The sequence below is a fragment of the Sphingomonas melonis genome (genome assembly GCF_013409985.1).
In the GTDB taxonomy this organism is placed as follows: domain Bacteria; phylum Pseudomonadota; class Alphaproteobacteria; order Sphingomonadales; family Sphingomonadaceae; genus Sphingomonas; species Sphingomonas melonis_A.
The window spans coordinates 208,103-231,610 of the sequence record NZ_JACCBY010000003.1; the positions used below are offsets into that span (position 1 = coordinate 208,103).

Consider the following 23,508-nt stretch of genomic DNA (forward strand, 5'->3'; position numbering starts at 1 on the left):
CTGGGTTTTTGGCGCTAGAGGCGGCCCATCTTCTAGGCGCGGGAGGGTGTTCCTCGCAAGCCTTGGCTGACCGAAAGCTTGAACATGTCCTCTGCTGCCGCCGCCGCCGCCCGTAAATCCATGGCGCAACTGTATCGTGCCAGCGAACCCGATGTTCTAAAACCACTGCTCGACCGTGCATCGACCTCGCCTGATTCGCGCCAGCGGATCATGGGCCATGCCTCTGGCCTGCTCGCCGACCTGCGCGCGGCGCAGAACCGGGGCTGGGTGAACCAGTTCCTGCAGGAATATCGGCTCAATTCGTCCGAGGGCATCGCGCTGCTCAGCCTCGCCGAGGCGTTCCTGCGCGTGCCCGACCCGGAGACGGCCGACCTGCTGATCGCCGACAAGCTGGGCGACGCCGACTGGCGCGCGCACGCCGGCCAGTCGAACAGCAAGTTGGTCAATAGCGCGACCTGGGGGCTGGTCGTCGGCCGCGTGCTGGTCGGCGAGGGGCCGTCCGGGCCGCTGCGCCGGCTGATCAGTCGCGCCGGCGAGCCGTTCGTCCGCCAGGCGGTAGGCGCGGCGATGAAGCGGATGGGCGAGATCTTCGTGATGGGCCGCACCATCGACGAGGCGATGCGGCGGATGCGCAAGCCCGAGAACAAGGGCTTCACCGCGAGCTTCGACATGCTCGGCGAGGCGGCGCGGACCTTCGCCGACGGCCAGCGCTATTTCGACGCCTATGTCGGCGCGATCGACGCGGTCGGCCGCGACCCGGCGGCGGGCCATTCGGTGTCGGTCAAGCTGTCCGCGCTGCATCCGCGCTACGAGGTGGCCCGGTGGAGCGAATGCGTCCCGGCGCTGACCGAGATGCTGGAGGCGCTGGCGGTGCAGGCGGCGGGCAAGGGCATCGCGCTGACCGTCGACGCGGAGGAATCCGAGCGGCTGGAGATGAGCCTCGACATCATCGGGTCGGTCGCGGCGCTGCCGAGCCTGAAGGGCTGGGATGGCTTCGGTATGGCGGTGCAGGCCTATGGCAAGCGCGCGCGGCCGGTGATCGCCTGGGCCAATGCGCTGGGCCGGGTGATGAACGTGCGGCTGGTCAAGGGCGCCTATTGGGACAGCGAGATCAAGCGTACCCAGGTCGAGGGGCTGGCCGACTATCCGCTGTTCACCCGCAAGGCGGCGACCGACGTGTCCTATCTGGCGGTCGCCAAGGACATGCTGGCGGCGGAGAACATCCGCCCCGCCTTCGCCAGCCACAATGCGCTGACCGTCGCGACGATCCTGGAATGGGCGGGCAATGCCCGTGATTTCGAGTTCCAGCGGCTGCACGGCATGGGCGACGGCTTGTACGAGCGGCTGGTGCGCGAGAACGGCTATCACTGCCGCATCTATGCGCCGGTCGGCGGCCATCGCGACCTGCTCGCCTATCTGGTGCGGCGCCTGCTGGAAAACGGCGCGAATTCGAGCTTCGTCCATCAGCTGGCGGACGCGCGGCTGACCGAGGACGAGATCCTCGCCGATCCGGTGGCGAAGATCGCCGCGGTAGGCGGCGCGCGGCATCCGAGCATCCCGCTGCCCAAGGACCTGTTCGCACCCGGCCATCGCAATTCGAGCGGACTGGATCTCAGCGATGTCGCGACGCTCGAGGCGACGGTGCGGGCGGTGCGGACGCCGCTGTCGCCTGCGGGGGCAGGCTCTCCCAACGCGCCGGCGGGACGGTCCACCCCCGCCGCCGAGGCGGAGGGGCTCGTGGCGGACGCCGTCCGCCGCGCGCACGCGGCGTTTCCGGCGTGGTCGCGGACGTCCGTCGACGAGCGTGCCGCCTGCCTCGAACGGCTCGCCGATCTGCTCGAGGACAATCGCGACCGGTTGATGGCGATCTGCGTGCAGGAGGCGTTCAAGACGATCCCCGACGCGATCGGCGAAGTGCGCGAGGCCGCGGATTTCTGTCGCTATTATGCCGGCGAGGCGCGCAGCCGGCTGCGCGCCGTCGAACTGCCGGGGCCCACCGGCGAGCGCAACACGCTGCATATCGAGGGGCGCGGCGCGTGGGCGACGGTGGCGCCGTGGAACTTCCCGCTGGCGATCTTCCTGGGGCAGACGGTGGCGGCGCTGGTCGCGGGCAATACCGTCGTCGCCAAGCCGGCGCCGCAGACGCCGGAGATCGCGCGGTTCGCGGTCGCGCTGGCGCATCGCGCCGGGGTGCCGGCGGACGCGCTGGTGCTGGTCACCGGCGGGCCGGAGGTCGGCGCGGCGCTGACCGCCGATGTGCGCGTCGCCGGGGTCGCCTTCACCGGATCGACCGCGACCGCCAAGCGGATCGCGCGGACGCTGGTGGCGGACGACGATCGCCCGATCGTGCCGCTGATCGCCGAGACCGGCGGGATCAACGCGATGATCGTCGACAGCACCGCGCTGCCCGAACAGGTGGTGGCGGATGTCGTCACCTCGTCCTTCCGCTCGGCCGGACAGCGCTGTTCGGCGTTGCGGTTGCTGCTCGTGCAGGAGGATGTCGCCGAGACGGTGATCGAGATGTTGCAGGGGGCGATGGACACGCTGCGGCTCGGCGACCCCGCCGATCCGGCGACCGACGTCGGGCCGGTGATCGACCGCGCCTCCTACGACAAGCTGATGGCCTATCGCGCGAGCGTGACCGAGCGGATCGTCAAGACGCTGCCGGCGCCGGCCGAGGGGCTATTCGTGCCGCCGACGCTGGTGCGGCTCGACCGGATCGAGGATCTCGACCGCGAATGGTTCGGGCCGATCCTGCACGTCGCGACCTGGCAGGCGGGTAAGCTGGAGGAGACGATCGCGCGGGTCAACGCCAAGGGCTATGGCCTGACCATGGGCCTGCACAGCCGCATCGCCCGCGCCGCGGAGGTGACCGAAGCGGCGGCGGCGGTGGGCAATCTCTACATCAACCGGTCGATGATCGGCGCGGTGGTGGGATCGCAGCCGTTCGGCGGCGAGGGCCTGTCGGGCACCGGGCCGAAGGCGGGCGGACCGCACTATCTCTACCGCTTCTGCGCGGAGCGGGCGGTGTCGGTGGACACCACATCGGCCGGCGGCAATGCGACGCTGCTGTCGCTGGACGAAGGGGGGATCTGAGCGGCGGGAGCGGTCTCGACGCGCCGCGCCACGTCCGGATTGGCCTTGGCCTCGGTCTGGTATATTCCTTTGCATATCCCGTCTGGCTGCGAAGGAGACAGAATGACCCGCACGTCCTTGTTCCAGTCGGGTCGTTCGCAGGCCGTTCGCCTGCCCGAGGACGTTGCATTCCCTGACGGAGTGCGGGAAGTGACGATCCTGCGGGACGGCGTGCGGCGGGTGATCGTGCCGGCCGATCGGGCATGGGACGATTTCTTCGCCGCGCCCGGGATCGCGCTCGCCGAACGTGAGCAGCCGGAGGCCGAGCCGCGCGAGTCGCTGTGATGCTCCGCTATATGCTGGACACCAATCTCTGCATCCGCGTCCTGCGCGATCGGCCGCAGACCATACGCGAACGGTTCAACGCCGAAGCGGACGGCCTTTAGATCTCGACGATCGTGCTGACCGAATTGCTGCATGGCGCGGCAAAATCGGCGCGTCCGGCCGAGAACCGCCGTGCGGTCGAAGGCTTTGCGGCGCGGCTCGAGGTGCTGGCGTTCGATGCCGATGCCGCGGCGCATGCGGGCGATATCCGCGCCACGCTGGAGCGTCAGGGGCGGTCGATCGGCAGCTATGATGTCCTGATCGCCGGCCATGCCCGCAGCCGCGGGTTGATCGTCGTCACCGCCAATCTCGGCGAATTCACGAGGGTGGATGGCCTTCGCTGCGAGGATTGGCTGGCGCCGAACTGACCGGCGCATCGGCCGCCACCGCATAGGGCATCACCAGCGTGCCGTCGGGGGCGGCGGTGTAGGTGGTCTGCGTCGGATAGGGGATGGTGATGCCTTCCTTGGCGAAGCGGGTCATGATGCTCACCATGATGCGGTCGCGCATCGGGTGGGCGGTGGCCCAATCGTCGCCGGGAATGTCGAATTGCAGCGCGAAGTCGAGGCTCGACGCGCCGAACGTCTCGAAGCCCGAGCGGGCGACGGTGCCGCCCTCCGCCTCGACGATCTCCTTCAGCATCGCGGGGATGCGCGCGAGAGTTTCGGGCGGGGTCTCGTACGCCGCGCCGATGGTGAAGCCGATGCGGATATGGTCGCGCACGCTGGTGTTCTGGATCTCCTTGTCGAGCAATTGCTTGTTGCTGATGACACGGAGTTCGCCGGTGAAGGCGCGGATGCGGGTGCTCTTGAGGCCAATCGATTCGATGACGCCGCTGGTGGTGCCGTAGCTGATCTTGTCGCCGCGGCGGAACGGGCGGTCGAAGATGATCGCCAGCGCCGCGAACAGGTCGCCGAAGATGCCCTGCGCGGCAAGGCCGATGGCGATGCCGCCGACGCCGAGGCCGGCGACCAGACCGGTGACGTTCACGCCGAGATTGTCGAGCACGACGACGAGCGCGATCGCGAACAATGCGACGGTGACGAGCAGGCGGATCAGGCCCATCGCGCTGAGCAGCGCCTCGCCGCTGTAATGTTCGCTGCTGGTGCGATGCTCGATCGCGCCGAGGATCAGCTCGCGCGCCCAGATCGCCGCCTGGAACACCGAGGCGACCGTCCACAGGAAGTTGACCGTGGTCGCCACCTGGCTGGGCGCGCCGGCATATCCGACGACCAGCTTGGCGGCGAGCATGATGATGAAGAAGTTGCTGGTGCGGGTGACGGCGCGGCCGAGGATCGTGCCCCAGCCGCGGCGGCCGACATCCTTGCCGCACAGCTTTTGCCCGAGCCGGCGCACGCCGTGCAGGGCGACCACGATCACCGCGCCGATCGCGAAGGCGATAAGGATCTGCAGCCAGTGGGTGTGCAGCCAGATCTCGCTGGCCGAATAGAGGTCGCCGATCTGGTTCTGGACCTGATCGGCGTTGAAGATCGGCGCCTTGGCGGCGGCGGTGGTATTGGCAGACATGACGAGCCTTTTCAGGCGGCGGCCTTGAGCACGGGCAGCGCCGCCGGGGTTCCCGCTTCGAGGAACGCGATGAGGCCGCGTTCCTCGCGGCTGAGATAGCGCGCCGAGCGCGGCAGGCGGAGCGCCCTGCGAAAGGCGCTCTGCCCCTGTTTCACAAGGTCGATGAGCGAGGGGTGAACGTAGCTCTTGCGCGCGATCGCCGGCGTGTTGCCGAGCCGCTCGACGACGGGGGCGAGCAGCGCCTTGAGGCTGAGGTCGACCTCGGCCGAGGCGAGCGCCTCGAACGCGGTGACGCTGGCGCCCCAGGTGCGGAAATGCTTGGCGGTGAAGTCGCCGCCGCTGGCCCGGCGGATATAGTCGTTGACGTCGGACGAGGTCACCGGATGCGCCTCGCCGGCGTCGTCCACCCAGGCGAACAGATGCTGTTCGTCGAGGTCCTGCATCTTCTTGACGGTGGCGGCGAGCTGCTTGTCGGTGACCTGCATGTCGCGCTCCTTGCCCGACTTGCCCTTGTAGCGCAGCTTGAGCGTCGCGCCGCGGACCTGGCCGTGATCCTTGCGCAAGGTGGTGGCGCCGTAGCTTGCGTTCGCCTGGACATAGGCCTCGTTGCCGACGCGGATATGGCCGATGTCGAGCAGGCGGACGACCGCGGCGATGGCGCGGTCCTTGCCCAGGCCGCGCGCCGACAGGTCGGCCTCCACGCGCTTGCGGATCTTGGGCAGGCAATGGCCGAAGTCGGCGCATTTCTCGTATTTCGCCGCCTCCTGCGCCTCGCGGAAGTCGGCGTGGTAGCGATATTGCTTGCGGCCCTTCTCATCCCAGCCGACCGCCTGGATATGGCCGTTGGCGCGCGGGCAGTACCAGGCGTCGCGATAGGCGGGGGGCAGGCCGACCGCGTTGAGCCGGTCGATCTCGTCGCGATCGGTGATGCGCGCGCCATCGGGCGCGAAATAGGCCCAGCCGTTGCGCACCTTCTTGCGGGTGATGCCGGGTTTCGAGTCGTCGCAATAGACTATTCGCGCTGCCACCCTTTGCTCCTCGTGTCCGGGTTATCCGAAAATGCGCGGAGGTCGCCGTCTGTTCCGGAACGTGCGGCGGGCGCGACGGTTGGTGCGTCGCATCCCTACAGGAGACATGACATGGCCGACCTTGCCCAAGCGCGCGTGCTGATCCTCGCCACCGACGGTTTCGAACAGGACGAACTGTTCAAGCCGCGCCAGGCGCTGCTCGACGCGGGTGTCCAGATCAGCCTCGCGTCGATCAAGACCGATCCGATCCAGGGCGTCATCAACGACAGCGAGAAGGGGGAGAGCATCACCCCCGACCTGACGCTGGATGACGTCGATACCGACGATTACGACGCGCTGCTGCTGCCCGGCGGCGTCGGCAATCCCGACAAGATGCGGCTGGAAGACCGGGCGATCGAGATCGTCACCGAATTCATGGAGGACGACAAGATCGTCGCCGCCATCTGCCACGCACCGTGGCTGCTGGTCGAGGCGGACGTGGTCGACGGCCGCCGCGTCACGAGCTGGCCGTCGGTGCGCACCGATCTGGAGAATGCCGGCGCCGACGTGGTCGACGAACAGGTGGTGGTCGACGGCAATCTGATCACCAGCCGCAAGCCCGACGATATCCCGGCGTTCAACCAGGCGATCCTCGACGCACTGGCCGAAGAGCTCGCCGAGGAGAGCGAAGAGGCGTGAGGGCGGTCTGAGCTAACCCTCCCGCGGCCGGGTAGGGTGGCGGAGGGGAGGACGGAGCTTCGTCGTGGAGCGCATCTGTCGTCCTCCTCCGCCAGTCGGCCTATGCCGGACGATCCCGCTCGCGCTGGCGGGGACGGAAGCCATGGTTGATCCGGCGTTGGGCGGGGCGTTCCAGTCCGTGGTAGAGGCCCGCCGACACGATCAGCACCAAGAGCAGATAGGCCGCGACCAACGGCGGGGACAGCGTGGGGCTCGCCAACGGCAGCTTGAACGCCTTCCACAACAGGAAGTGCGACAGATAGGTCGCATAGCTGATCTCGCCGAGCCAGTGCAGCACACGTCCCTCCAGTGGGTGGCCGCGGCGTCCCGAGGTAAGCGCCAGCAGTAGCAGCAGCGCGGCGAAGGTGGCGGGGGCGGCGAGCGTCTCCGGCGCGCCGAGCGACCATGCCGCGCCCGCAAGCGCTGCCGTCGCAGCGGGCCAGATCAGGCGCGGGCGGCGCAGGAACAAGGCAGCGAGCATTGTGCCCGTCGCGAATTCGGCGAGGCAGCGGACGAGGCCGTAGCGCGGGATATCCTCGCCGAGGGTGGCCGCGCCGTGCATCGCGGCATGGAGGATCAGCAGCGTCGCGGCGGCGAGCGTGATCAGCGCGACGCTCGGCAGCCGACGCCAGTCGATCGCCAGCACGAGCAGCGGGACCAGCAGATAGGCGGCGAGTTCGCAGCTGATCGACCAGGCCGGGTCGTTCCAGCGCAGCGCGTCGGTGAACCCCCAGTTCTGGACGAGCAGCAGGTGCAGCGGCAGTTCGGCGAAGGGGAAGGCGGGGTCGTTGCGGCCGGTGGCGCGAAGCAGCAGCGCGAGCGCCACGGCCGCGGCGAGCATCGCGGCGTGCAGCGGCCAGATGCGCGCGATGCGCTTTTGCAGGAAGCGCGGGATCGCGGCGGGATCGCGCAACCGAACGTGCCAGGTCAGCCAGATGACGAATCCCGACAGCAGGAAGAACAGGTCGACCGCGAGATAGCCCTTGGCGAACACCGCCTCCGCCGCGGCAGGCAGGCCGGCGATGCCGCCGCGGATATGGTAGAGGACGACCAGCCACGCCGCGATGCCGCGGATGCTGGTGAGCGCGCGCAACTCGGTCATTGCCGGGGCGGGGTGGGGGACGGGGTTCGGGCGGTTGCCATCGGGACTCCGTCACCCCCGATGCGTTCCGGGGTACACTTTGCGGCGGGGAGAGCGGCTTGGGAAGGCACTGTTCTCTTGCGGCGCGGTGGACCCCGGAACAAGTCCGGGGTGCCGGGGCAAATTGGGGTCTGGTTCGGCCTGCGCCGATGGCCGCGCGCGATCGTCACGCCGTCGCATCCACGGTCTTCGGTCGCCGCATCGGCGCCTGCGCGGTCTCGGCCCGGCGACGCGCGAGATACGAGTCGAGCCCGATCTGCGCGCCGATCAGCATGTAGACGAACGGCTGGAAGGCGATCGCGATGAAGGCGGCGCCGAGCAGATAGACGAGATGCGCCGTCTGCAACGCCGCGGCGAGCGGGCCCGCCCATCCGAACGCGCCGGCGGGGTCGTGATAGCGGCGGCGCAGCACCTCCATGCGAACGACGCCGATCAGGCTGATCGCCAGCCAGAGCGCGAGGCCGGGATAGCCCTGTTCGCCGAGCATCTCGAAATAGGCGCTGTGATAGCCGCGCGCCTTGTCGGTCACCGCCTGTTCGGCGACCCCCGCGCCCGGCCCGGTGCCGGTGGTCTTCTTGATCTCATAGCGGATGTGGTTGCCGCGATAGGCGTCGAAGCCGCCGCCGAACGGGTGCGACCGGGCATAATCGATCGTCCACTGCCACACCGCGATCCGGGTCGAGGCGGATTCGTCGGCGTCGTGGCTCTTGATCGTGCTCATCCGGTCGGTGAAGCTCGCCGGCAGGAACGGCACCGCGAGGATCGCGGCGGCGCCGATCATCGCGAGGTACAGCATCTTGCGCTGCGCGTTGCGGATCGACAGCAGCGCGACCAGCACGATGCAGAGCAGGCCGGTGCGCGTCGAGGTGCCGATCGGGATCAGCAGGCAGGCGAAGATCAGGCACAGGCAGAAGCCCTTCACCTTCCAGTCGGGCGGGAAGATCGTGCCGTGGCGCATGAACCAGGCGATCAGCGGCACGATCGCGATCGCGACGGTGGAGATGGTGCTGCCCTCGTACAGGCCCGAATTGTTGTTCACCATGAGATCGAGCTGGCCATAGCCGCCGCCGCCCGCCGCGGTCTTGATGCCGCCGACGATGATGATCGAGGCGGCGGACAGGATCATGAACAGCAGCAGCGCCTCGATCCGCAGCCGCGTGCGCAGGGTGAGCGGCAGGAAGGCGGCGAAGGCGAGGCATTTCCATACCCAATCCCATTTGTCGCGCGCGTCGAGCGGGAAGTCGGCGCCCGCGGTGGTCGCGCCGCAATAGAGCAGCAGCAGGACGATCAGGCCCTGGCGCGGGGTGAAGCGGCTGTCGCGCTTGTCGTCGACCAGCAGCCAGCCGCCGACCGCCAGCGCGACCGCGATCAGCGAGATCGGCACGCTGTTGAGCAGGATGTAGGTTAGCCGCTGTGGCGAGACGATGTCGATATAGACATAGGCCAGCACCAGCAGGAACGGCCGCCGCAGCCCCATGCCGATCAGCGCGGCGAGGAAGGCGACGAAGACGAGGTCACGCACCGGGCGGGCTGTCCGCTGGCGGCGTTTCGGCTGGCCGGCCGCGCCCGCGCCAGTGGCGCGGCGGCGGTGCCTCCGAATCGAGATCGGGCCGCTTGAGCAGCAGCCAGGCGGCGAGCAGCATCAGCCCATGGGTGATCGCCAGCGACAGATTGTCGATCATGGGGTCGGGGCGCCAGCGGTCATCCGCCAAGCCTATGGGATGCGGGGGATTGATGCCACGTTAAGTGCGTCGGCCGGACCGGCCGCCCTGGCAATCACGCCCAACTGTCGGGCGGACCGTCGAACTGGCGGGCGGTGCCGCCGATGATGTCCCAGTCCGCTTTCGACGCGACGAAGACGTGCTTGCCGACCTGTGCGTCGATCGCCGCGTCGAACAGGCCGGCGGGGACCCAATAATTGGCGCCGTCGCGGGTCGGGTTGGGGACGGTGCTGCCGCAGCGGGTGCAGAAGTCGTTGCGATACCCCGTGTCCCGCACGAACGAGTGGATCGCGTCCGCGCCCCGGCGCCAGGAGAATTGCGCGGCGGGGACGATGACCGCGGCATTGGCGGCGGCGCCGGTGACCTTGCGGCACAGCGCGCAATGGCATTGGTAAAGATCGGGCAGGGCGCCTTGCACCGCGAATTGCACCGTTCCGCACAGGCACGAGCCGTCGACCACATCATTCTCCCTCGTCATTGGCGTGGCGGCGATCTGCGGGTTTTGGCGGTCGGGGGCAAGATGGCGCGCGGTTACGCCGGCTGCCCGGCGAGCAGCACGATCTTGCCCGCGAAGCTGCGATCTTCGAGCAGGCGGTGGGCGTCGGCACCGCGGGCGAGCGGGAAGGGCGTGACCGCGGGCGCGGTGATCGTGCCGGCGCGCAACGCGGCGAACAGGCGGTCGGCACGGTGCTGGCGGCTCTGCGGCCCGTTGAGATAGGTCCACAGGTCGCCGCCGACGACGCCCTTCGACTCCTCCATCAGCACGAGCGGATCGAGCGGCGGCGGCGGACCGCCGGCCTTGCCGAAGATCACCACGCGGCCGGCCGGGCGGAGCGCGGTGATGCTCTGCATCAGGGTGATGCCGATCGAGTCGTAGACGACGTCGACGCCCGTGCCGGTGGCGGTGCGGACCTGCGCGACCCAGTCGTCGGCATAATCATAGGCGGCGATCGCGCCGTCGGCGCGGGCCTGGTCGCGCTTGGCCGGCGTGGAGGCGAGCGCGTGGACGTGGGCGCCGCAGGCGGTCGCGAGCCGGGTGAGGAGGCGGCCGACGCCGCCCGCCGCGGCCTGGACCAGCACATGGTAGCCGGCACGGACGGCGACGCTTTCCTCGACCAGATACTGCGCGGTGAGGCCCTGCAACAGCAGCGCCGCGGCGGTCCGGTCATCGATATCGTCGGGCAGGGCGACAAGGCGATGCGGATCGGCGCGGACGCGGTCGGCCTGCGCGCGGGCGACATCCATGAAGCCGACGCGCTGCCCGACGTGCCAGCCCGTCACCGCGTCGCCAAGTGCGACGATGCGGCCGGCGCCTTCATAGCCGCCGATCCACGGCGCCGCGCCGTCGAGCACATAAGCGCCGCGCCGGCGGTAGATATCGGCGAAGTTCAGGCCGATCGCGGTCGGCGCGACGAGCACCGATGCCGCATCGAGCGGCGGATCGGGCAGGTCGCCGTATTGCAGCACGTCGGCGTCGCCGAACTGGTCGAAGAACAGCGCCCTCATGCGCTTGCGCCCGCAGCGGACATGATCGATTGCTCCTGGCTGGGTTGATGATCGATGTGTCTGCCGTGCTGCCCGCGGCGGAGTAAGCACCATTGGGTGAGGGCAATTGCAACCAGGAGTGCGGAATGGACCGGTTGACCAGCATGGCGGTGTTCCTGTCGGCGGTCGACCGCGGCAGCTTCACCGCCGCGGCGGCGGACCATGGCCTGTCGGCGACGATGGTCGCCAAGCACGTCAATGCGCTCGAGGCGCGGGTACAGGCGCGGCTGCTGCATCGTACCACGCGGCGGCTGGCGCTGACCGACGCGGGGCGATTGTTCGCCGAACGCTGCCGCCGGGTGCTGCGCGAGGTGGCGGAGGCCGAGGCGGTGGCGAGCGCGGTGGCCGAGACGCCGGTCGGGCGGCTGCGGATCAGCGCGCCGGTCGCCTATGGCAGCCTCAAGGTGGCGCCGCTGCTCGCGGCCTATTGCGACGCCTATCCGCAGGTGCAGGCGGAGCTGGTGCTCGGCGATCGCAAGGTCGACCTGATCGACGAGGGCTTCGACGTCGCGTTCCGCATCGGCGCGCTGGAGGAGGACTGGCTCGTCGCGCATCCGCTGGCACCCTACCGGATGCTGCTTGCGGCGGCGCCGGCCTATCTGGCGCGCCATGGCGTGCCGGCGACGCCCGCAGCGCTGGCCGGGCATCGGCTGATCGGCTTTGCGCAATGGCAGGCGGACACGGCGTGGACGCTGCTCGGGCCGGACGGGCCGCACCATATCGTCCTGCCGCCGCCGCAGTTGCGGATCGATCATGGCGCGGCGCTGCGCGAGGCGGCGGTGGCGGGGTTCGGGATCATCCTGCAATCGGCGGTGACGCTGGCCAGCGATCTTGCCGCGGGACGATTGTGCCGGGTGCTGCCGGACCATGCGCCGGCGCCGCGGCCGCTCAGCCTCGTCCATCTGCCCGACCGGCGGATGACCGCGGGGCTGCGCGCCTTCGTCGCGATGGCGCTGGCGGCGCTGCGCGAGGATTGACGCGTCCTTAAGTGGCTGTGCCATAAGGGCGGGGCATGCGTATCCTCCACGTCCTCGATCACGGCCTGCCGCTGCAGAGCGGCTATACCTTCCGCACGCGCGCGATCCTCAAGGCGCAGGAGCAGCGCGGCTGGCAGGTGGCGGCGGTGACCGGCCCGCGCCAGGGGATGGTGACCGATGCGGTCGAGGCGGTCGACGGGCTGACCTTCCACCGCACGCAGGCGGCGTTGCGGGGCGGGGTGACCGGCGAGCTGGCGGGGATCGCCGCCTTCGCGCGCCGGATCGCGGCGGCGGTCGAGTCGTTCCGGCCCGATATCCTCCACGCGCATTCGCCGGTGCTCGACGCGCTCGCCGCGCTGCGTGTCGCGCGGCGGCGCGAGCTGCCGCTGGTCTATGAGATCCGCGCCTTCTGGGAGGATGCCGCGGTCGGCAACGGCACCGGGCGCGCCGGCTCGGCACGCTATCGCGCGACGCGGGCGCTGGAGACCTGGGCGGTGCGGCGCGCCGATGCGGTGGCGGTGATCTGCGAAGGGCTGCGCGGCGACCTGATCGCGCGCGGTATCGATGGCGACAAGATCGTCGTGTCGCCCAATGGCGTCGACCTGACGCTGTTCGGTGCGCCGGTGGCGCGCGATCCGGCGCTGGCGGCGGAGCTGGGGCTGGGCGAGGCGGAGACGATCGGCTTCATCGGCAGTTTCTACGATTACGAGGGGCTCGACGACCTGATCGCGGCGATGCCCGCGCTGGTCGCGGCGCGACCGCGCGCGCGGCTGGTGCTGGTCGGCGGCGGGCCGATGGAGGCGGCACTCCGCTCGCAGGCGGCGGCCTCGCCCGCGGCGGGTGCGATCTGCTTCGTCGGGCGGGTGCCGCATACCGAGGTCGAGCGTTATTATGCGCTGGTCGACGTGCTCGCCTATCCGCGCAAGGCGATGCGGCTGACCGACTTGGTGACCCCGCTCAAGCCGCTGGAGGCGATGGCGCAGGGCAAGCTGGTGGCGGCCTCCGACGTCGGCGGCCATCGCGAGCTGATCCGCGACGGCGAAACGGGGACGCTGTTCCGCCCCGACGATCCGGCGGCGATCGCGACGGCGCTGGCGGCGCTGCTCGCCGACCGCAGCGGCTGGACGGCGCGGCGCGTGGCGGCGCGGGCGTTCGTCGAGCGGGAGCGTAACTGGTCGTCAAACATTTGTCGTTACGAACCAATTTACCAGCGGCTGACGGCAGCCGCGACACTGGATAGATCATGGCAGCGTTCCCCGGCGGGTTTATGAGGCGTTCGCGATCGACCGCATGGATCGCGCCGACCGGCGGCGCACTCGCCGGCGTGGCCGCGGCGGCGCTGTTCCTGCTGATGCCGCAGGCGATGCTGGAGAATTGGGTATGGCAGAGCGGCCTGCCGGCGCTGATCGCGGTGGCGTCGCCGCCGCTCGGCGATACGGCGCGCGGGGTGCTGGCGCTCGGTGGCGGCGGGCTGGCGGCGGCGGTCGTCTGGTCGGCGCTGTTCCTGCTGTTCGGCGCGGGCGGGCTGTTCGCGGCCAGGCCGGCGTCGGAGGTGGCCGCGACGGTCGACGAGGGCGTGCCGGTGCTGCGTCGCGCGGATGCGCACCCCGATGCGCCGGCGCGCCGGCCGATGTCCGCCGCGGACCTGGGAACGCCACTGCCGCCCCCCGTACCGTCGGCGATTGAGACCGTGCCGGACGAGTCGGATGAAGTGATTAGCGGGAGCGACGACGGTGCGGCGGGGACGCCGCTGCCGGTCGAGCAGCCGATCCCGGCCGACCTCGACCTGCCGCTCGCTGCCTTCCATCCGGGTGCGTTGCCCGACGTGCCGCGCGAGCCGGTACGCCCGGTGCTGCCGCTGCGCCCGCCGGCCGCCGCCAGTGAAGAGCCGTCGCGGGAGTCGAGCGATCCCGTCGAGCCGCCGGCGCCGACCGCGTCGTCCCCGCCGCCTGAGGCGCCTTCGATCGAGTCGCTGCTCGATCGGTTGGAACGCAGCACGCGGCGCCGCCTGCGGGCGTAACCGCGCACTCTGACGACACTTTAGAATTTCGGGTATCGATTTCGGGCTTACCGCAGCCGGGCCGCTCTGTTAGCCTCCGGGAAAACGCGCGGGAGGGTGCGATGGCCGGGACGGGATCGGGTGCGGCGGGCGGGGAGCAGCAGGCGTCGCGCTATGCCTGGTATGTGCTCGGCATCCTGTTCGTCGTCTATGTGCTCAATTTCATCGACCGGCAGGTGATCTCGATCCTCGCCGAGGACATCAAGCGCGACCTGCAGCTAAAGGATGAGGATCTCGGCTTCCTATACGGAACCGCGTTCGGCGTCTTCTATGCGCTGTTCGGCATTCCGCTGGGGCGGCTGGCGGATAGCTGGCATCGCGTGCGGCTGATGACGATCGGGCTGGCGCTGTGGTCGTCGATGACCGCCTTGTCCGGATTTTCGCGCTCCGGCGGCCAGCTCGCGCTGGCGCGGATCGGCGTCGGGGTGGGCGAGGCGACCGCGTCGCCCTCCGCCTATTCGCTGATCTCCGACTATTTTCCCAAGCGGCTGCGCGCGACCGCGCTGTCGATCTATTCGGCGGGGCTGTACGTCGGCGGCGGCGTGTCGCTGTTCATCGGCGGGCTGATCGTCCAGGGCTGGAACCGGGCCTGGCCCGGCGGCGGCCCGTTCGGGCTGGTCGGGTGGCAGGCGGCATTCCTTGCGGTGGGGCTGCCCGGGCTGCTCGTCGCGGTGTGGATCGCGACGCTGCGCGAGCCGATCCGCGGCCTGGTCGAGGGGCTGCCCGAGCCGGAGCGGCATCCGGCGCCGTTCCGCGCCTTTTTCGAGGAGCTGCTGACGATCATCCCGCCGCTGACGCTGATCGGCGCGGCGCGGGGCGGGACGCGGGCGTTGCTGGTCAATCTCGCCGGACTGGCGGTGGTGGTCGCGGTGGTCGGCGGGTTGCTGGCGCTGGGGGAGCCGAAGCCGCAATGGTTCGCCGTCGGCATCGGCGCCTATGCGGTCTTTTCCTGGGGCTGCGCGCTGCGGCGGCGCGATCCGGCGACCTTTGCGCTGATCATCGGGACGCCGGCGTTCCTGTGCACGGTAGTGGCCTATGGGCTGAACGCCTTCCTGAGCTATGCCGCCAATTTCTGGGCGGCGCCATACGCGCTGCGCGCATTGGGCGAGACGCCGGCGCGGGCGGGGCTGCTGCTGGGCAGCAGCGGGGCGCTGGCAGGGTTCCTGGGGCTGACGATCGGCGGCGTGGTCGCGGACCGGCTGCGGCGCACCAACCCGGCGGGGCGGCTGATCGTGGTGATCGTCGGCGCGTGCGTGCCGGTGCCGTTCCTGGTCGCCGCCTTCACCGCGGGCAGCGTCTGGATCTTCTATCCCTGCCTGTTCCTGGCGGGGCTGACCGCGAGCGGTGCCTTGGGCTCGGCGGCGGCGACGACGCAGGATCTGGTGCTGCCGCGGATGCGCGGTACGGCGACGGCGACCTTCTTCATCGGGACGACGCTGCTCGGGCTGGCGATGGGGCCGTATCTGGCGGGGCGGATCTCGACGCTGTCGGGGAGCCTTTCGGTGGGGATGCTGTCGCTGCTCGCGGTGGTGCCAGTGACTCTGGGCTGCGCGGTGGCGGCGTATCGGCTGGTGCCTGCCGCCGAGGCGTCGCGCGAGGCGCGGGCGCGGGCGGTGGGGGAGGCGATCTAAGGCGGGATCGGCATTCAAGCTTCGGAGACAACGCCTGCCCCGGCAGGGCGAGGCTATCGTGTGGACGTTCGCTTGAGTCCGCCGCCTTGTCATTTTACCCCGTCACCCCGGACGTGTTCCGGGGTCCACTCTGCGGCGAGGGGAAAGGCTAGATGGGACACCGTTCTCTTGTCGCCCGGTGGACCCCGGAACAAGTCCGGGGTGACGGATGCGAGGAGGACGCCGACACGAACCTCATCACCGGAGCCATAGGCGATAGCTCCCCCCCCAGGCGGGAGGGAATCAGGCTGGATGTAGATCCGGCCTTGGGGGCTTTGGACCGCGCCATCGCCGGACCGGCTGTCGATAGTCTGGGGAGCGGGCCTCACGCCATTTCGGGGAAGGTCGTCCGTTTCGTCATCCCGGCGGAAGCGGGGACCCATGGTGGCGGTCGGCCGGATGTGGCGTGCTGACGCCAGCGGCCCTCTCCGTGAGTCCGGCCTTCGCCGGGATGACGGATGGCGCCTTACGCGGCGCCGAACACGCCGCAGGCGATCCGGCCTCCACTGTTGCCGGAGGGATCGGTCATCAGGTCGTCGGGGCCGGCGTGGATGACCAGCGCGGCGCCGTCGGCGTCGAGCAGGCCCGCCATCGTCGCCCCGGGCACCGTCACGCCGAGCGTACCGCGGCCGTCGGTGCCGATGATCAGATTGGGCAGGTCGCCCTCATGCGGCCCCTGCGGGTTCATGCTGCCGTGCTTCATCGCGGTCGGGTTCCAGTGGCCGCCCGCGGTGGTGAAATCGGGCGCGTCGCAACGGCCGGTGGTGTGGATGTGCGCGCCGTGCGTGCCGGCGGGCAGGCCCTTGACGTCGACGGTGTAGCGGATGCCGCCGGCGACTTCGGTCGCGGTGGCGCGGCCGGCGTCGAGGCCGGTGCTGGTGCGCAGCGACGCGGTGGCGCGCGCGCCGCCGGCGGTGGGGCTGCCGACCGCGACCTTCTCCTGCTGCGTGCAGGCGGCCAGTGCCAGCGACGACAGGCCGGCGAGGATGAGGATAGCGCGCATCAAAGGTCTCCCGAGGTTTCCTTACGAACCCGGCATGACCTGCGGCGGTTCCGCGGGCGGCGCAAGGGGCCAGCGCACCACCGGTTCGTAGCTGGCACCGTCGCTGCCGAGACGGCTTTCGTAGAGGATCAGGTGCGGCATGACGAAGGCCGGGCTGGCGAGGCCTGCATGGACCGCGAGCCAGCCGTCGATCTCGGGCGCGGCGCCGGCGCTGCGCGGCAGGCGGGCGAGCGTGACGTGCGGCAGATAGGCGCGGCGTTCGGGCGGCAGGCCGGCGCGCACGCAGGCCTGCTCGACCTTGCGGGCGAGATGATGGAGCGCGTCGGTCGGCGCGAGGCCGGCCCAGAGCGTGTCGGTGCGGCCCTTGTGCGCGAACCGCCCGACGCCGGCGATCCGCACCTGCGGCGCCGGCGCGTACAGGCCGGCGAGCGCGGCGGCGACATCCTCTGCCTGCGGCCGATCGATGTTGCCGATGAAGCGCAGGGTGCAGTGGAGTTGCGCGTCCTCCTGCCAGCGGGCGTGCGGCACGCCGCCGGTGGCGGCGAGCAGCGACTCGCGGATTTCAGGTGGTGGACGCAGGGCGACGAACAGGCGCATGGCGGGACGAACGGTTCATTGTAAAGTTCTGTTGCTTCGGAACCGGGACTTAGTCGGTTTCGCTTGAAATGGGACCACGGCAGGCCGATATTTCGGTCATCCGACATCTGGTCGGTAAAGGAGTTTTGGATACCATGGCTAACTGGTCTGACCCCCGGCCGAGCGCCGCGCCGTTCGGGGCCACGCGCACCGACACAGCGCGCAGCGGTGCCTATGACGCGGGTCTGCGCTCGTACATGCTGTCGGTCTACAATTACATGGGATCGGGCGTGCTGCTGACGGGCATCGTCGCGCTGCTGTTCGCCTGGGGCGGGGCAAGCTCGCCGGCCGCACAGGTGTTCATGGGCGGTGGCATCCTGCGCTACGTGCTGATGTTCGCGCCGCTCGGCGTCGTCTTCGCGATGAGCTTCGGTCAGGGCCGCATGTCGACCTCGACGTTGCAGATGCTGTTCTGGTCGTTCGCGGTGCTGATGGGCCTGTCGCTGTCGACCATCTTCCTCGTCTATAGCGGCACGTCGATCGCTGGTGCGTTCTTCTCGACCGCGGCGGGGTTCGCCGGTCTCAGCCTCTACGGCTACACGACCAAGAAGGACCTGTCGGCGTTCGGCACCTTCCTGATCATCGGCCTCGTCGGCCTGATCGTCGCGAGCCTGATCAACCTGTTCCTGCAGTCGAGCGTAATGAACCTCGTCATCAGCGCCGTCGGCGTGCTGCTGTTCGCGGGCCTCACCGCATATGACACGCAGCGCACCAAGAGCCTGTACTTCCAGGTCGCGGGTAGCGACATGGTCGGCAAGGCGGTGGTGATGTCGGCGCTGTCGCTGTACCTCGACTTCATCAACATGTTCCTGTTCGTACTGCGTCTGTTCGGTTCGCAGCGCAACTAAGCCCGACGTTCGATCGTCATGATGGGAGCCCGGTGGCCGATGCCGCCGGGCTCTTTCTTTTGCCCCGAAGGAATGGCCGATGCGGCTCTCGATCGAAGTCGACCTCGATTATGCCATCATGGGGCCGCCGGCCGACGTCCTGTTGCAGATCGAGGCGGCGGCGATGCCCGACCAGCGCATCGTCTCCGAGGCGCTGACGGTGTGGAGCGACACGCCGGTGGTCGCGGTGCGCGGCGAGGAAGGGATCGGCCAGCGCTGCTGGATCCGCGCCGAGAACTGGCTGAAGGCGGAATATCGCGCGATCGTCGAGATCGACCGGCAGCCGGTCGATCTCGCGCCTCTGCCGGCGACGCCGGCGCGCGCGCTCGACGGGGCGCTGGTGCCCTATCTGTTGCCGAGCCGCTATTGCCAGTCGGATCGGCTGGAAGGCTTCGTGCGGCGTGAGTTCGGCGGCATGGGCGGCGGCGCGCTGGCGGTGGCGCTCGCCGACTGGGTGGCGGACGCGCTCGAATATCGCGCCAACACCAGCAGCGGCGAGACGACCGCGATCGACACCTTCGCCAGCCGCTCGGGCGTGTGCCGCGACTATGCGCATCTGCTGGTGGCGCTGGCACGCGCGGGCGAGATCCCGGCGCGCTGCGTGGCGGCTTATGCCCCCGGCGTCGATCCGCCCGACTTTCATGCGGTGGCCGAATTGTGGCTCGACGGGGCGTGGCGGATGGTGGATGCGACGCGAATGGCGCCGGCGGAGACGATCGCACGCGTCTGCGTCGGCCGCGACGCAACCGACATCGCGTTCATGACGGTGTTCGGCATCGCCCAGTTCGTCAACCAGCGCGTCCAGGTGACGAAAGCCTGATATCCCAACCGGCAGGAACGGAAACGATCCGGCAATCGTTGCTCGTTCGTAAACTCAGGAGGGTGTCACCATGACCGGAATCGACGAAAAGGCTCTGGACAGCCTGTCGGTCGCGCCGTCGGCCAGCAACCAGGAGCGTGACCCGCGCCAGGATGCCGGGCAGGACAAGTCGATCAGCAAGCGTCTGGAAAAGAACCCCGGTAGCGCCGATGCGCGCCTCGACGCCGGGCTGGACGAATCGATGGACGCGAGCGATCCGCCCTCGCTGACCCAGCCGGGTCACGATCACGATCCTGCGCCTTCGTCGGGCTTCGACGAGGATGCGGAGCGTAGCCGGCAGGGCTGAGGCTTCCGGTGGAATGGAGCGAACGGCGGTCCCGCAAGGGGCCGCCGTTTTGCTGTGCGCGGCGCGATTGATGCCGCCGGCGCCGCCGTCCGCTCCATTTGCGACCAATCGCACTCCGCTCGTCGCATCGGATGTTGCGCTGCAACAGCTTTCATGATGCTTTTGTTACGTCGGCCGGTCAGGCGTGACGGGTGGTCCACCACCCCGGCGCAGGATCGGGCCGACGCTCTGGCGGGGTGGGTGACGATCATGGGTGCCAAGAACAGACCGGCCGAAGGCGCGATGACGCTGGCGGAGATGAAGGAATTCGCGGGGTTTCCGAGCTCGACGCAGCGGTACATCCGCCGCAGCCTCGACATCGGGCTCGACCGTGACGATGCGATGGCGCGCTGGTCGCGCGACGTGGTCGAGGCGGCGAGCATCCGCGCGCAGGCGCGGCTGTACCGCGCGCTGCCTGAACTGCGCCAACTGGTGCCCGACGATGCCGATCTCGCGGCGGTCGAACCGTTCCTGGCGCCGCTGGTGACGCTGGTCGGCTTCGATCTGGGGCAGGGGCGGCTGACGAGCTTCTCGGCGTTCCGCTTCCTCTACGAACGGCTGATCGGCGCGGCGGCGCGGCCATGGCTGCCAAGCGCCTTCTGCGCCGCGGCTGCACTGCCGCACCTGCATCCCGAGTTGCGGCGCAAGTTGCTCCAGTCGATCAGCGAGGCGGCGGCGACCGCGTCGGGCTGGTCGAACCGGCAGCCGGCGTTCTTCCCGCATTGGGTGGAGAAGGTCGATACGGACGCCGCGCTGCCGCATTGAGGGTGTCGCGGTGACCGGCCCTATCGGCAGGCCCGCCATCCTGCGCTGCGATTCGCCTGGTCGAGGTGGAGGTGGTCGCGATGCGCGGCGTTATAGTCGGGGGACAGCGTCGTCGCGAACAGCCGACAGGCGCCGTCGCGCACCTCGTGCAGGAAGGCGGCCTTGGCAGCGTCGCCGCGCCAGTCGCCGATGACGGTGACGCGGCGGCCGTCGGCGAGGCGGAACCCGGCGATATCGACCGCGTCGGCGGTGGCATGTTCGCTCCACGTGCCCGCGTCGCGTCCATAGATGCGGCGGCAGGCATAGCTGCCGAAATGGTCGATCGCGACGACGCGGCTGCCGAACCGGCGTTGCGCGGCGGGCTGGACGACATTCCACTCCCATATCGCGAGCGCCGCCGCGACCGGGCAGGCGACGCCGAGCCCGGTCGGGTGGAAGGCGATCGACCGGGCACCGCCGGCGGTGAGGCGGACGCCATCGTCATAGCCGCACCGGCCGGCGCCCCGGCGCGGCGGCAGCACTGTGTAGCGCACCCCGGCGCGGTCGAGCAAAGCGCGGCATTGCGGGAAATCCTCGGTCAGCGCGGTGAGCTTGCGGCCGGTGAACAGGCCGACCGGCGCGCCGAGATCGAGCGGCGTCCACGGCATGTCCTGCGGCCGCCCGCGCACCATCGCCCATAGCAGCAGCGCCGCCGTGGCGATCGCGGCAAGGGCGACGGTCCAACCGATCGCGCGGCGCACGGCACGCATCAGCCGCGTCGCGCCTGCGTCATCGCTTCGCCGGTGACGGGATAGCCGAGATCGTCCGGGATGCAGAGGTGCGGCACGCCGTCGAGCGTCGCGACGAAGGGCGTGATCGTGCGCACCGGATAGGCATGCGCCTGTGCCACGGCGGCGTCGAAATCGGCGAACAGCGCGAGCCGTTCGAGGTTGCGGCGGGTGGGATAGATGATCGTCGTGCGCCCGGCATCCGCCTCCGCCAGCGCCGCCTCGGCGGTGGTCCAGGTCAGGCGGACGTTCTCGGTCGCATCGACACTCGCCGCCGCGTTCTCGGGCGCGCGGGCGAGGAAGAACAGCGCGTCGAAGACCCGCGTCGTCTCATGATCGGGCAGCCAGCGGGCGAACGGCACCAGCGCGCCGAGGTCGAGCGCGATGCCGGCCTCGGCAAGCAGCGCGGCGAACGATGCGCCACGGTGCAACGCGGCGCGGAGCGTCGTCAGCGTGTCGGGAGAGGGCGCGGGATCGAGGCCGATGGCGAGCCCCGCCTCCTCGATCGTCTCGCGGATCGCGGCGATACGCGCCGCGCCGTCGTCGCCGGCGCCGATCGTCACAGCGAGCGCCTGGTCACCGGGATCTATCCGCCCGCCGGGAAACACCATCGCGCCGCCGGCGAAGACCATCGCCTTCGCCCGCTCGACCATCAACAGTTCGGGCGGGCCGTCGGGACGATCACGGAAGACGACGAGCGTCGCGGCGGGGATGGGTACACTGGCCATAGCACGCTGTAACGCGACAGCGCGGCGAAGGTAGCGTCGGCGATGAGGCGAGATGTCGGGGTGGTGGTGGAGCTGAGGGGAATCGAACCCCTGACCTCTGCAGTGCGATTGCAGCGCTCTCCCATCTGAGCTACAGCCCCGCACCCCGGCTCGGGCCGTGCCCGAGAGCGACGCCATTAGCGGCCCCCGGCGGGCGATGCAACAGGCCCGATCGCTCCTTCCGAAAATTCCGGTGCGACAGACCGATAGCAGCATGCGACGCAAAGTCGTTGCCGATGCGCAACGATAGGAACGAAGCCCTGACCTGATCTTTATCTGGATCAGGAGCACGGCCGCGCAGCAACGACGTAGCCGGCGCCCGCAGGAGCTATCCTACAAGGAGACGATCATGGTCTACGAACGCTATCCTCGCAGCAACGCGCAGGGCGACGATTATGGGCGCGACGACTTCGGCGGCTACGGCCGCGACTACGGCTCGGGCCGGGACTACAGCTATTCGAGCGCGCGCGACTATCAGGCCGCCGGCCGCCTCGGCGGCAACCGCCAGAATTATGACCGCCAGAGCTATGGCGCGCGCGAATATGGTAACCAGCGGTATGAGCAGCGCGACCAGGCCTATGGCCGCGGGCGCGACTATTACGGCGGCCGCGGTGGCTATGATCGCTATCCGGACGAGGGCCGCGACAGCCACGGCCGCTACGACGAGGATCGCCATTCCGACAATCGCTATGTCGAGCGCAGCCGCTATGGGGCCGACGCCGGCCGCGATCGCGGCGAGCGCGAATATCACGGCAGCTATGGCGCAGGCGGGCGCCGGTTCGAGGATTTCGGCCCCTATCGCCATGCCGATGACGACGATTACCGGAGCCGCGAGCGCGCCGGGCGCGATCAGGGCCGCAACGAGGGTCGGGATCGTCCGGGCTACGGCCGCCAGCCGCAAGGCTATGACTATGAGGAGCGCGGCTTCTTCGCGCGCGCCGGGGACGAGGTCCGTTCGTGGTTCGGCGACGAGGATGCGGAGCGGCGCCGCGAGTTCGACTCGCGGCTCGACGAGCGCGCCTACAACGACCGCGACAATGATTATCACAGCTGGCGTCGCGGCCAGATCCAGTCGCTCGACCGCGACTATGACGAATATCGCCGCGAGCATCGCTCGAAGTTCGAGAACGAATTCAGCTCGTGGCGCACCAACCGCCAGTCGCAGCGCGATCTGCTCAACAAGGTCGAGGAACATGCCGATGTCGTCGGCTCCGACGGCGAGCATGTCGGCACCGTCGACAAGGTGCGCGGCGACCGCATCTTGCTGACCAAGAATGACGCCGACGCCGGTGGTCGCCACCACTCGATCCCGTCGAGCTGGCTGCAGTCGGTCGACGACAAGGTGACGCTGAGCAAGACCGCCGCCGAAGCCAAAAGGGCGTGGCGCGACGAGGAGCGCAACCAGGCGCTGTTCGGCGACGACCACGAAGGGCCGCGTCGCGAGCCTTATGCGAGCGGCCGTTCGGCCTCGACCCAGTCGGAGACGACGGGGGCCGGCGCGAGCCAGTCGTCCGCCTCGTCCAGCACTACCGCGAGCGGCGGCACGGCGGGCACGACCGGCACTGATGGCGACAGGACGCTGAACCGGAGCTTCTCGGGCACCTATTGAGCCCGATCGGAGAACCACGCGAAGG

At 69.6% G+C, this 23,508-nt stretch carries 24 protein-coding genes and 1 tRNA gene; 13 read left to right on the forward strand and 12 right to left on the reverse strand.

Translation table 11 applies throughout. From position 1 onward, the window contains the following. Positions 1-120 precede the first annotated feature (120 nt). The 3 genes from putA (at position 121) to HD841_RS11730 (ending at position 3,827) form a co-directional block, all read left to right on the forward strand. Positions 121-3,096, forward strand: coding sequence for a bifunctional proline dehydrogenase/L-glutamate gamma-semialdehyde dehydrogenase PutA (gene putA, locus HD841_RS11720; RefSeq protein ID WP_373563019.1), 2,976 nt, complete (start codon positions 121-123; stop codon positions 3,094-3,096). A gap of 102 nt (positions 3,097-3,198) precedes the next feature. After that, on the forward strand, positions 3,199-3,420 hold the full coding sequence (gene vapB, locus HD841_RS11725; RefSeq protein WP_179509071.1) for a type II toxin-antitoxin system VapB family antitoxin: 222 nt from the start codon (positions 3,199-3,201) through the stop codon (positions 3,418-3,420). A gap of 113 nt (positions 3,421-3,533) precedes the next feature. Beyond that, on the forward strand, positions 3,534-3,827 hold the full coding sequence (locus HD841_RS11730; protein ID WP_373563005.1) for a PIN domain-containing protein: 294 nt from the start codon (positions 3,534-3,536) through the stop codon (positions 3,825-3,827). Here HD841_RS11730 and HD841_RS11735 read toward each other — a convergent pair. Next, a complete protein-coding gene (locus HD841_RS11735) occupies positions 3,778-4,986 on the reverse strand; it encodes a mechanosensitive ion channel family protein (RefSeq protein ID WP_179509072.1) in 1,209 nt (402 codons plus the stop codon). The genes HD841_RS11730 and HD841_RS11735 overlap by 50 nt on opposite strands. An 11-nt stretch (positions 4,987-4,997) precedes the next feature. After that, entirely contained in the window at positions 4,998-6,014 is a 1,017-nt protein-coding gene (locus tag HD841_RS11740) for a DNA topoisomerase IB (protein ID WP_179509073.1), read from the reverse strand. A 111-nt stretch (positions 6,015-6,125) separates the two neighbouring features. Between HD841_RS11740 and HD841_RS11745 the strand changes: the two genes are divergently transcribed. Further along, entirely contained in the window at positions 6,126-6,692 is a 567-nt protein-coding gene (locus tag HD841_RS11745; protein WP_179509074.1) for a DJ-1/PfpI/YhbO family deglycase/protease, read from the forward strand. 100 nt (positions 6,693-6,792) lie between these two features. Here the strand turns inward: HD841_RS11745 and HD841_RS11750 are convergent, their stop codons facing one another. From HD841_RS11750 to HD841_RS11770, 5 genes are all read right to left on the reverse strand, one after another. After that, positions 6,793-7,833 (reverse strand): acyltransferase family protein, encoded by a 1,041-nt coding sequence (locus HD841_RS11750; protein ID WP_179509075.1) that lies wholly within the window; start codon positions 7,831-7,833, stop codon positions 6,793-6,795. A 205-nt stretch (positions 7,834-8,038) separates the two neighbouring features. Beyond that, positions 8,039-9,394, reverse strand: coding sequence for a putative O-glycosylation ligase, exosortase A system-associated (locus HD841_RS11755; RefSeq protein WP_179509076.1), 1,356 nt, complete (start codon positions 9,392-9,394; stop codon positions 8,039-8,041). Further along, positions 9,387-9,554, reverse strand: a complete 168-nt coding sequence (locus HD841_RS11760) for a hypothetical protein (protein ID WP_179509077.1) — start codon at positions 9,552-9,554, stop codon at positions 9,387-9,389. Before HD841_RS11760 ends, HD841_RS11755 begins: the two co-directional genes overlap by 8 nt. A 94-nt stretch (positions 9,555-9,648) precedes the next feature. Further along, positions 9,649-10,053 carry a GFA family protein gene (locus tag HD841_RS11765; RefSeq protein ID WP_218845519.1) on the reverse strand — a complete coding sequence of 135 codons (405 nt, stop codon included), beginning with the start codon at positions 10,051-10,053 and terminating at the stop codon, positions 9,649-9,651. A 71-nt stretch (positions 10,054-10,124) separates the two neighbouring features. Then, positions 10,125-11,099 carry a zinc-binding dehydrogenase gene (locus HD841_RS11770; RefSeq protein ID WP_179509079.1) on the reverse strand — a complete coding sequence of 325 codons (975 nt, stop codon included), beginning with the start codon at positions 11,097-11,099 and terminating at the stop codon, positions 10,125-10,127. 125 nt (positions 11,100-11,224) lie between these two features. On the opposite strand from HD841_RS11770, the gene HD841_RS11775 reads away from it, so the two are divergent. From HD841_RS11775 to HD841_RS11790, 4 genes are all read left to right on the forward strand, one after another. After that, positions 11,225-12,115 carry a LysR family transcriptional regulator gene (locus HD841_RS11775; protein WP_179509080.1) on the forward strand — a complete coding sequence of 297 codons (891 nt, stop codon included), beginning with the start codon at positions 11,225-11,227 and terminating at the stop codon, positions 12,113-12,115. Between the two features lie 35 nt (positions 12,116-12,150). Continuing rightward, positions 12,151-13,386, forward strand: coding sequence for a TIGR04063 family PEP-CTERM/XrtA system glycosyltransferase (locus tag HD841_RS11780; protein WP_179509081.1), 1,236 nt, complete (start codon positions 12,151-12,153; stop codon positions 13,384-13,386). Then, positions 13,383-14,135, forward strand: coding sequence for a hypothetical protein (locus tag HD841_RS11785; RefSeq protein WP_179509082.1), 753 nt, complete (start codon positions 13,383-13,385; stop codon positions 14,133-14,135). Before HD841_RS11780 ends, HD841_RS11785 begins: the two co-directional genes overlap by 4 nt. Positions 14,136-14,236: 101 nt before the next feature. Then, positions 14,237-15,805 (forward strand): spinster family MFS transporter, encoded by a 1,569-nt coding sequence (locus HD841_RS11790; protein ID WP_179509083.1) that lies wholly within the window; start codon positions 14,237-14,239, stop codon positions 15,803-15,805. Positions 15,806-16,310: 505 nt separating this feature from the next. Here the strand turns inward: HD841_RS11790 and HD841_RS11795 are convergent. Both HD841_RS11795 and thpR read right to left on the reverse strand, forming a co-directional pair. Next, positions 16,311-16,847 carry a superoxide dismutase family protein gene (locus HD841_RS11795; RefSeq protein WP_179509084.1) on the reverse strand — a complete coding sequence of 179 codons (537 nt, stop codon included), beginning with the start codon at positions 16,845-16,847 and terminating at the stop codon, positions 16,311-16,313. 21 nt (positions 16,848-16,868) lie between these two features. Further along, positions 16,869-17,444, reverse strand: coding sequence for an RNA 2',3'-cyclic phosphodiesterase (thpR, locus tag HD841_RS11800; protein WP_179509085.1), 576 nt, complete (start codon positions 17,442-17,444; stop codon positions 16,869-16,871). A gap of 134 nt (positions 17,445-17,578) precedes the next feature. On the opposite strand from thpR, the gene HD841_RS11805 reads away from it, so the two are divergent. The 4 genes from HD841_RS11805 to HD841_RS11820 all read left to right on the forward strand — a co-directional run bounded on the left by HD841_RS11805 (position 17,579) and on the right by HD841_RS11820 (position 20,340). Beyond that, positions 17,579-18,331, forward strand: a complete 753-nt coding sequence (locus HD841_RS11805; RefSeq protein WP_179509086.1) for a Bax inhibitor-1/YccA family protein — start codon at positions 17,579-17,581, stop codon at positions 18,329-18,331. A gap of 79 nt (positions 18,332-18,410) precedes the next feature. Beyond that, complete coding sequence (locus HD841_RS11810; protein ID WP_179509087.1) at positions 18,411-19,190, forward strand: transglutaminase-like domain-containing protein; 780 nt, start codon at positions 18,411-18,413, stop codon at positions 19,188-19,190. Between the two features lie 70 nt (positions 19,191-19,260). Then, complete coding sequence (locus HD841_RS11815; protein ID WP_179509088.1) at positions 19,261-19,536, forward strand: hypothetical protein; 276 nt, start codon at positions 19,261-19,263, stop codon at positions 19,534-19,536. A 249-nt stretch (positions 19,537-19,785) separates the two neighbouring features. Next, positions 19,786-20,340, forward strand: a complete 555-nt coding sequence (locus tag HD841_RS11820) for a hypothetical protein (RefSeq protein ID WP_179509392.1) — start codon at positions 19,786-19,788, stop codon at positions 20,338-20,340. A gap of 20 nt (positions 20,341-20,360) precedes the next feature. On the opposite strand, the gene HD841_RS11825 is transcribed toward HD841_RS11820, so the two are convergent. The 3 genes from HD841_RS11825 to HD841_RS11835 form a co-directional block, all read right to left on the reverse strand. Further along, positions 20,361-21,089, reverse strand: coding sequence for an extensin-like domain-containing protein (locus HD841_RS11825; protein ID WP_179509089.1), 729 nt, complete (start codon positions 21,087-21,089; stop codon positions 20,361-20,363). Further along, a complete protein-coding gene (locus HD841_RS11830; RefSeq protein ID WP_179509090.1) occupies positions 21,089-21,835 on the reverse strand; it encodes an NUDIX domain-containing protein in 747 nt (248 codons plus the stop codon). Before HD841_RS11830 ends, HD841_RS11825 begins: the two co-directional genes overlap by 1 nt. Positions 21,836-21,899: 64 nt before the next feature. Then, positions 21,900-21,975: transfer RNA gene (locus HD841_RS11835), tRNA-Ala, on the reverse strand. A gap of 248 nt (positions 21,976-22,223) precedes the next feature. Between HD841_RS11835 and HD841_RS11840 the strand changes: the two genes are divergently transcribed. After that, positions 22,224-23,483 carry a DUF2171 domain-containing protein gene (locus HD841_RS11840; protein WP_179509091.1) on the forward strand — a complete coding sequence of 420 codons (1,260 nt, stop codon included), beginning with the start codon at positions 22,224-22,226 and terminating at the stop codon, positions 23,481-23,483. Positions 23,484-23,508: the final 25 nt, after the last annotated feature.

Excerpts from the sequence above, each read along its gene's own strand:
- putA (WP_373563019.1), top strand. The coding sequence starts at position 121 with ATGGCGCAACTGTATCGTGCCAGCGAACCCGATGTTCTAAAACCACTG.
- vapB (WP_179509071.1), top strand. The coding sequence starts at position 3,199 with ATGACCCGCACGTCCTTGTTCCAGTCGGGTCGTTCGCAGGCCGTTCGC.
- HD841_RS11735 (WP_179509072.1), bottom strand. The coding sequence starts at position 4,986 with ATGTCTGCCAATACCACCGCCGCCGCCAAGGCGCCGATCTTCAACGCC.
- HD841_RS11745 (WP_179509074.1), top strand. The coding sequence starts at position 6,126 with ATGGCCGACCTTGCCCAAGCGCGCGTGCTGATCCTCGCCACCGACGGT.
- HD841_RS11750 (WP_179509075.1), bottom strand. The coding sequence starts at position 7,833 with ATGACCGAGTTGCGCGCGCTCACCAGCATCCGCGGCATCGCGGCGTGG.
- HD841_RS11760 (WP_179509077.1), bottom strand. The coding sequence starts at position 9,554 with ATGATCGACAATCTGTCGCTGGCGATCACCCATGGGCTGATGCTGCTC.
- HD841_RS11770 (WP_179509079.1), bottom strand. The coding sequence starts at position 11,099 with ATGAGGGCGCTGTTCTTCGACCAGTTCGGCGACGCCGACGTGCTGCAA.
- HD841_RS11775 (WP_179509080.1), top strand. The coding sequence starts at position 11,225 with ATGGACCGGTTGACCAGCATGGCGGTGTTCCTGTCGGCGGTCGACCGC.
- HD841_RS11780 (WP_179509081.1), top strand. The coding sequence starts at position 12,151 with ATGCGTATCCTCCACGTCCTCGATCACGGCCTGCCGCTGCAGAGCGGC.
- HD841_RS11785 (WP_179509082.1), top strand. The coding sequence starts at position 13,383 with ATGAGGCGTTCGCGATCGACCGCATGGATCGCGCCGACCGGCGGCGCA.
- HD841_RS11790 (WP_179509083.1), top strand. The coding sequence starts at position 14,237 with ATGGCCGGGACGGGATCGGGTGCGGCGGGCGGGGAGCAGCAGGCGTCG.
- HD841_RS11795 (WP_179509084.1), bottom strand. The coding sequence starts at position 16,847 with ATGCGCGCTATCCTCATCCTCGCCGGCCTGTCGTCGCTGGCACTGGCC.
- thpR (WP_179509085.1), bottom strand. The coding sequence starts at position 17,444 with ATGCGCCTGTTCGTCGCCCTGCGTCCACCACCTGAAATCCGCGAGTCG.
- HD841_RS11805 (WP_179509086.1), top strand. The coding sequence starts at position 17,579 with ATGGCTAACTGGTCTGACCCCCGGCCGAGCGCCGCGCCGTTCGGGGCC.
- HD841_RS11810 (WP_179509087.1), top strand. The coding sequence starts at position 18,411 with ATGCGGCTCTCGATCGAAGTCGACCTCGATTATGCCATCATGGGGCCG.
- HD841_RS11815 (WP_179509088.1), top strand. The coding sequence starts at position 19,261 with ATGACCGGAATCGACGAAAAGGCTCTGGACAGCCTGTCGGTCGCGCCG.
- HD841_RS11820 (WP_179509392.1), top strand. The coding sequence starts at position 19,786 with ATGGGTGCCAAGAACAGACCGGCCGAAGGCGCGATGACGCTGGCGGAG.
- HD841_RS11825 (WP_179509089.1), bottom strand. The coding sequence starts at position 21,089 with ATGCGTGCCGTGCGCCGCGCGATCGGTTGGACCGTCGCCCTTGCCGCG.
- HD841_RS11830 (WP_179509090.1), bottom strand. The coding sequence starts at position 21,835 with ATGGCCAGTGTACCCATCCCCGCCGCGACGCTCGTCGTCTTCCGTGAT.
- HD841_RS11840 (WP_179509091.1), top strand. The coding sequence starts at position 22,224 with ATGGTCTACGAACGCTATCCTCGCAGCAACGCGCAGGGCGACGATTAT.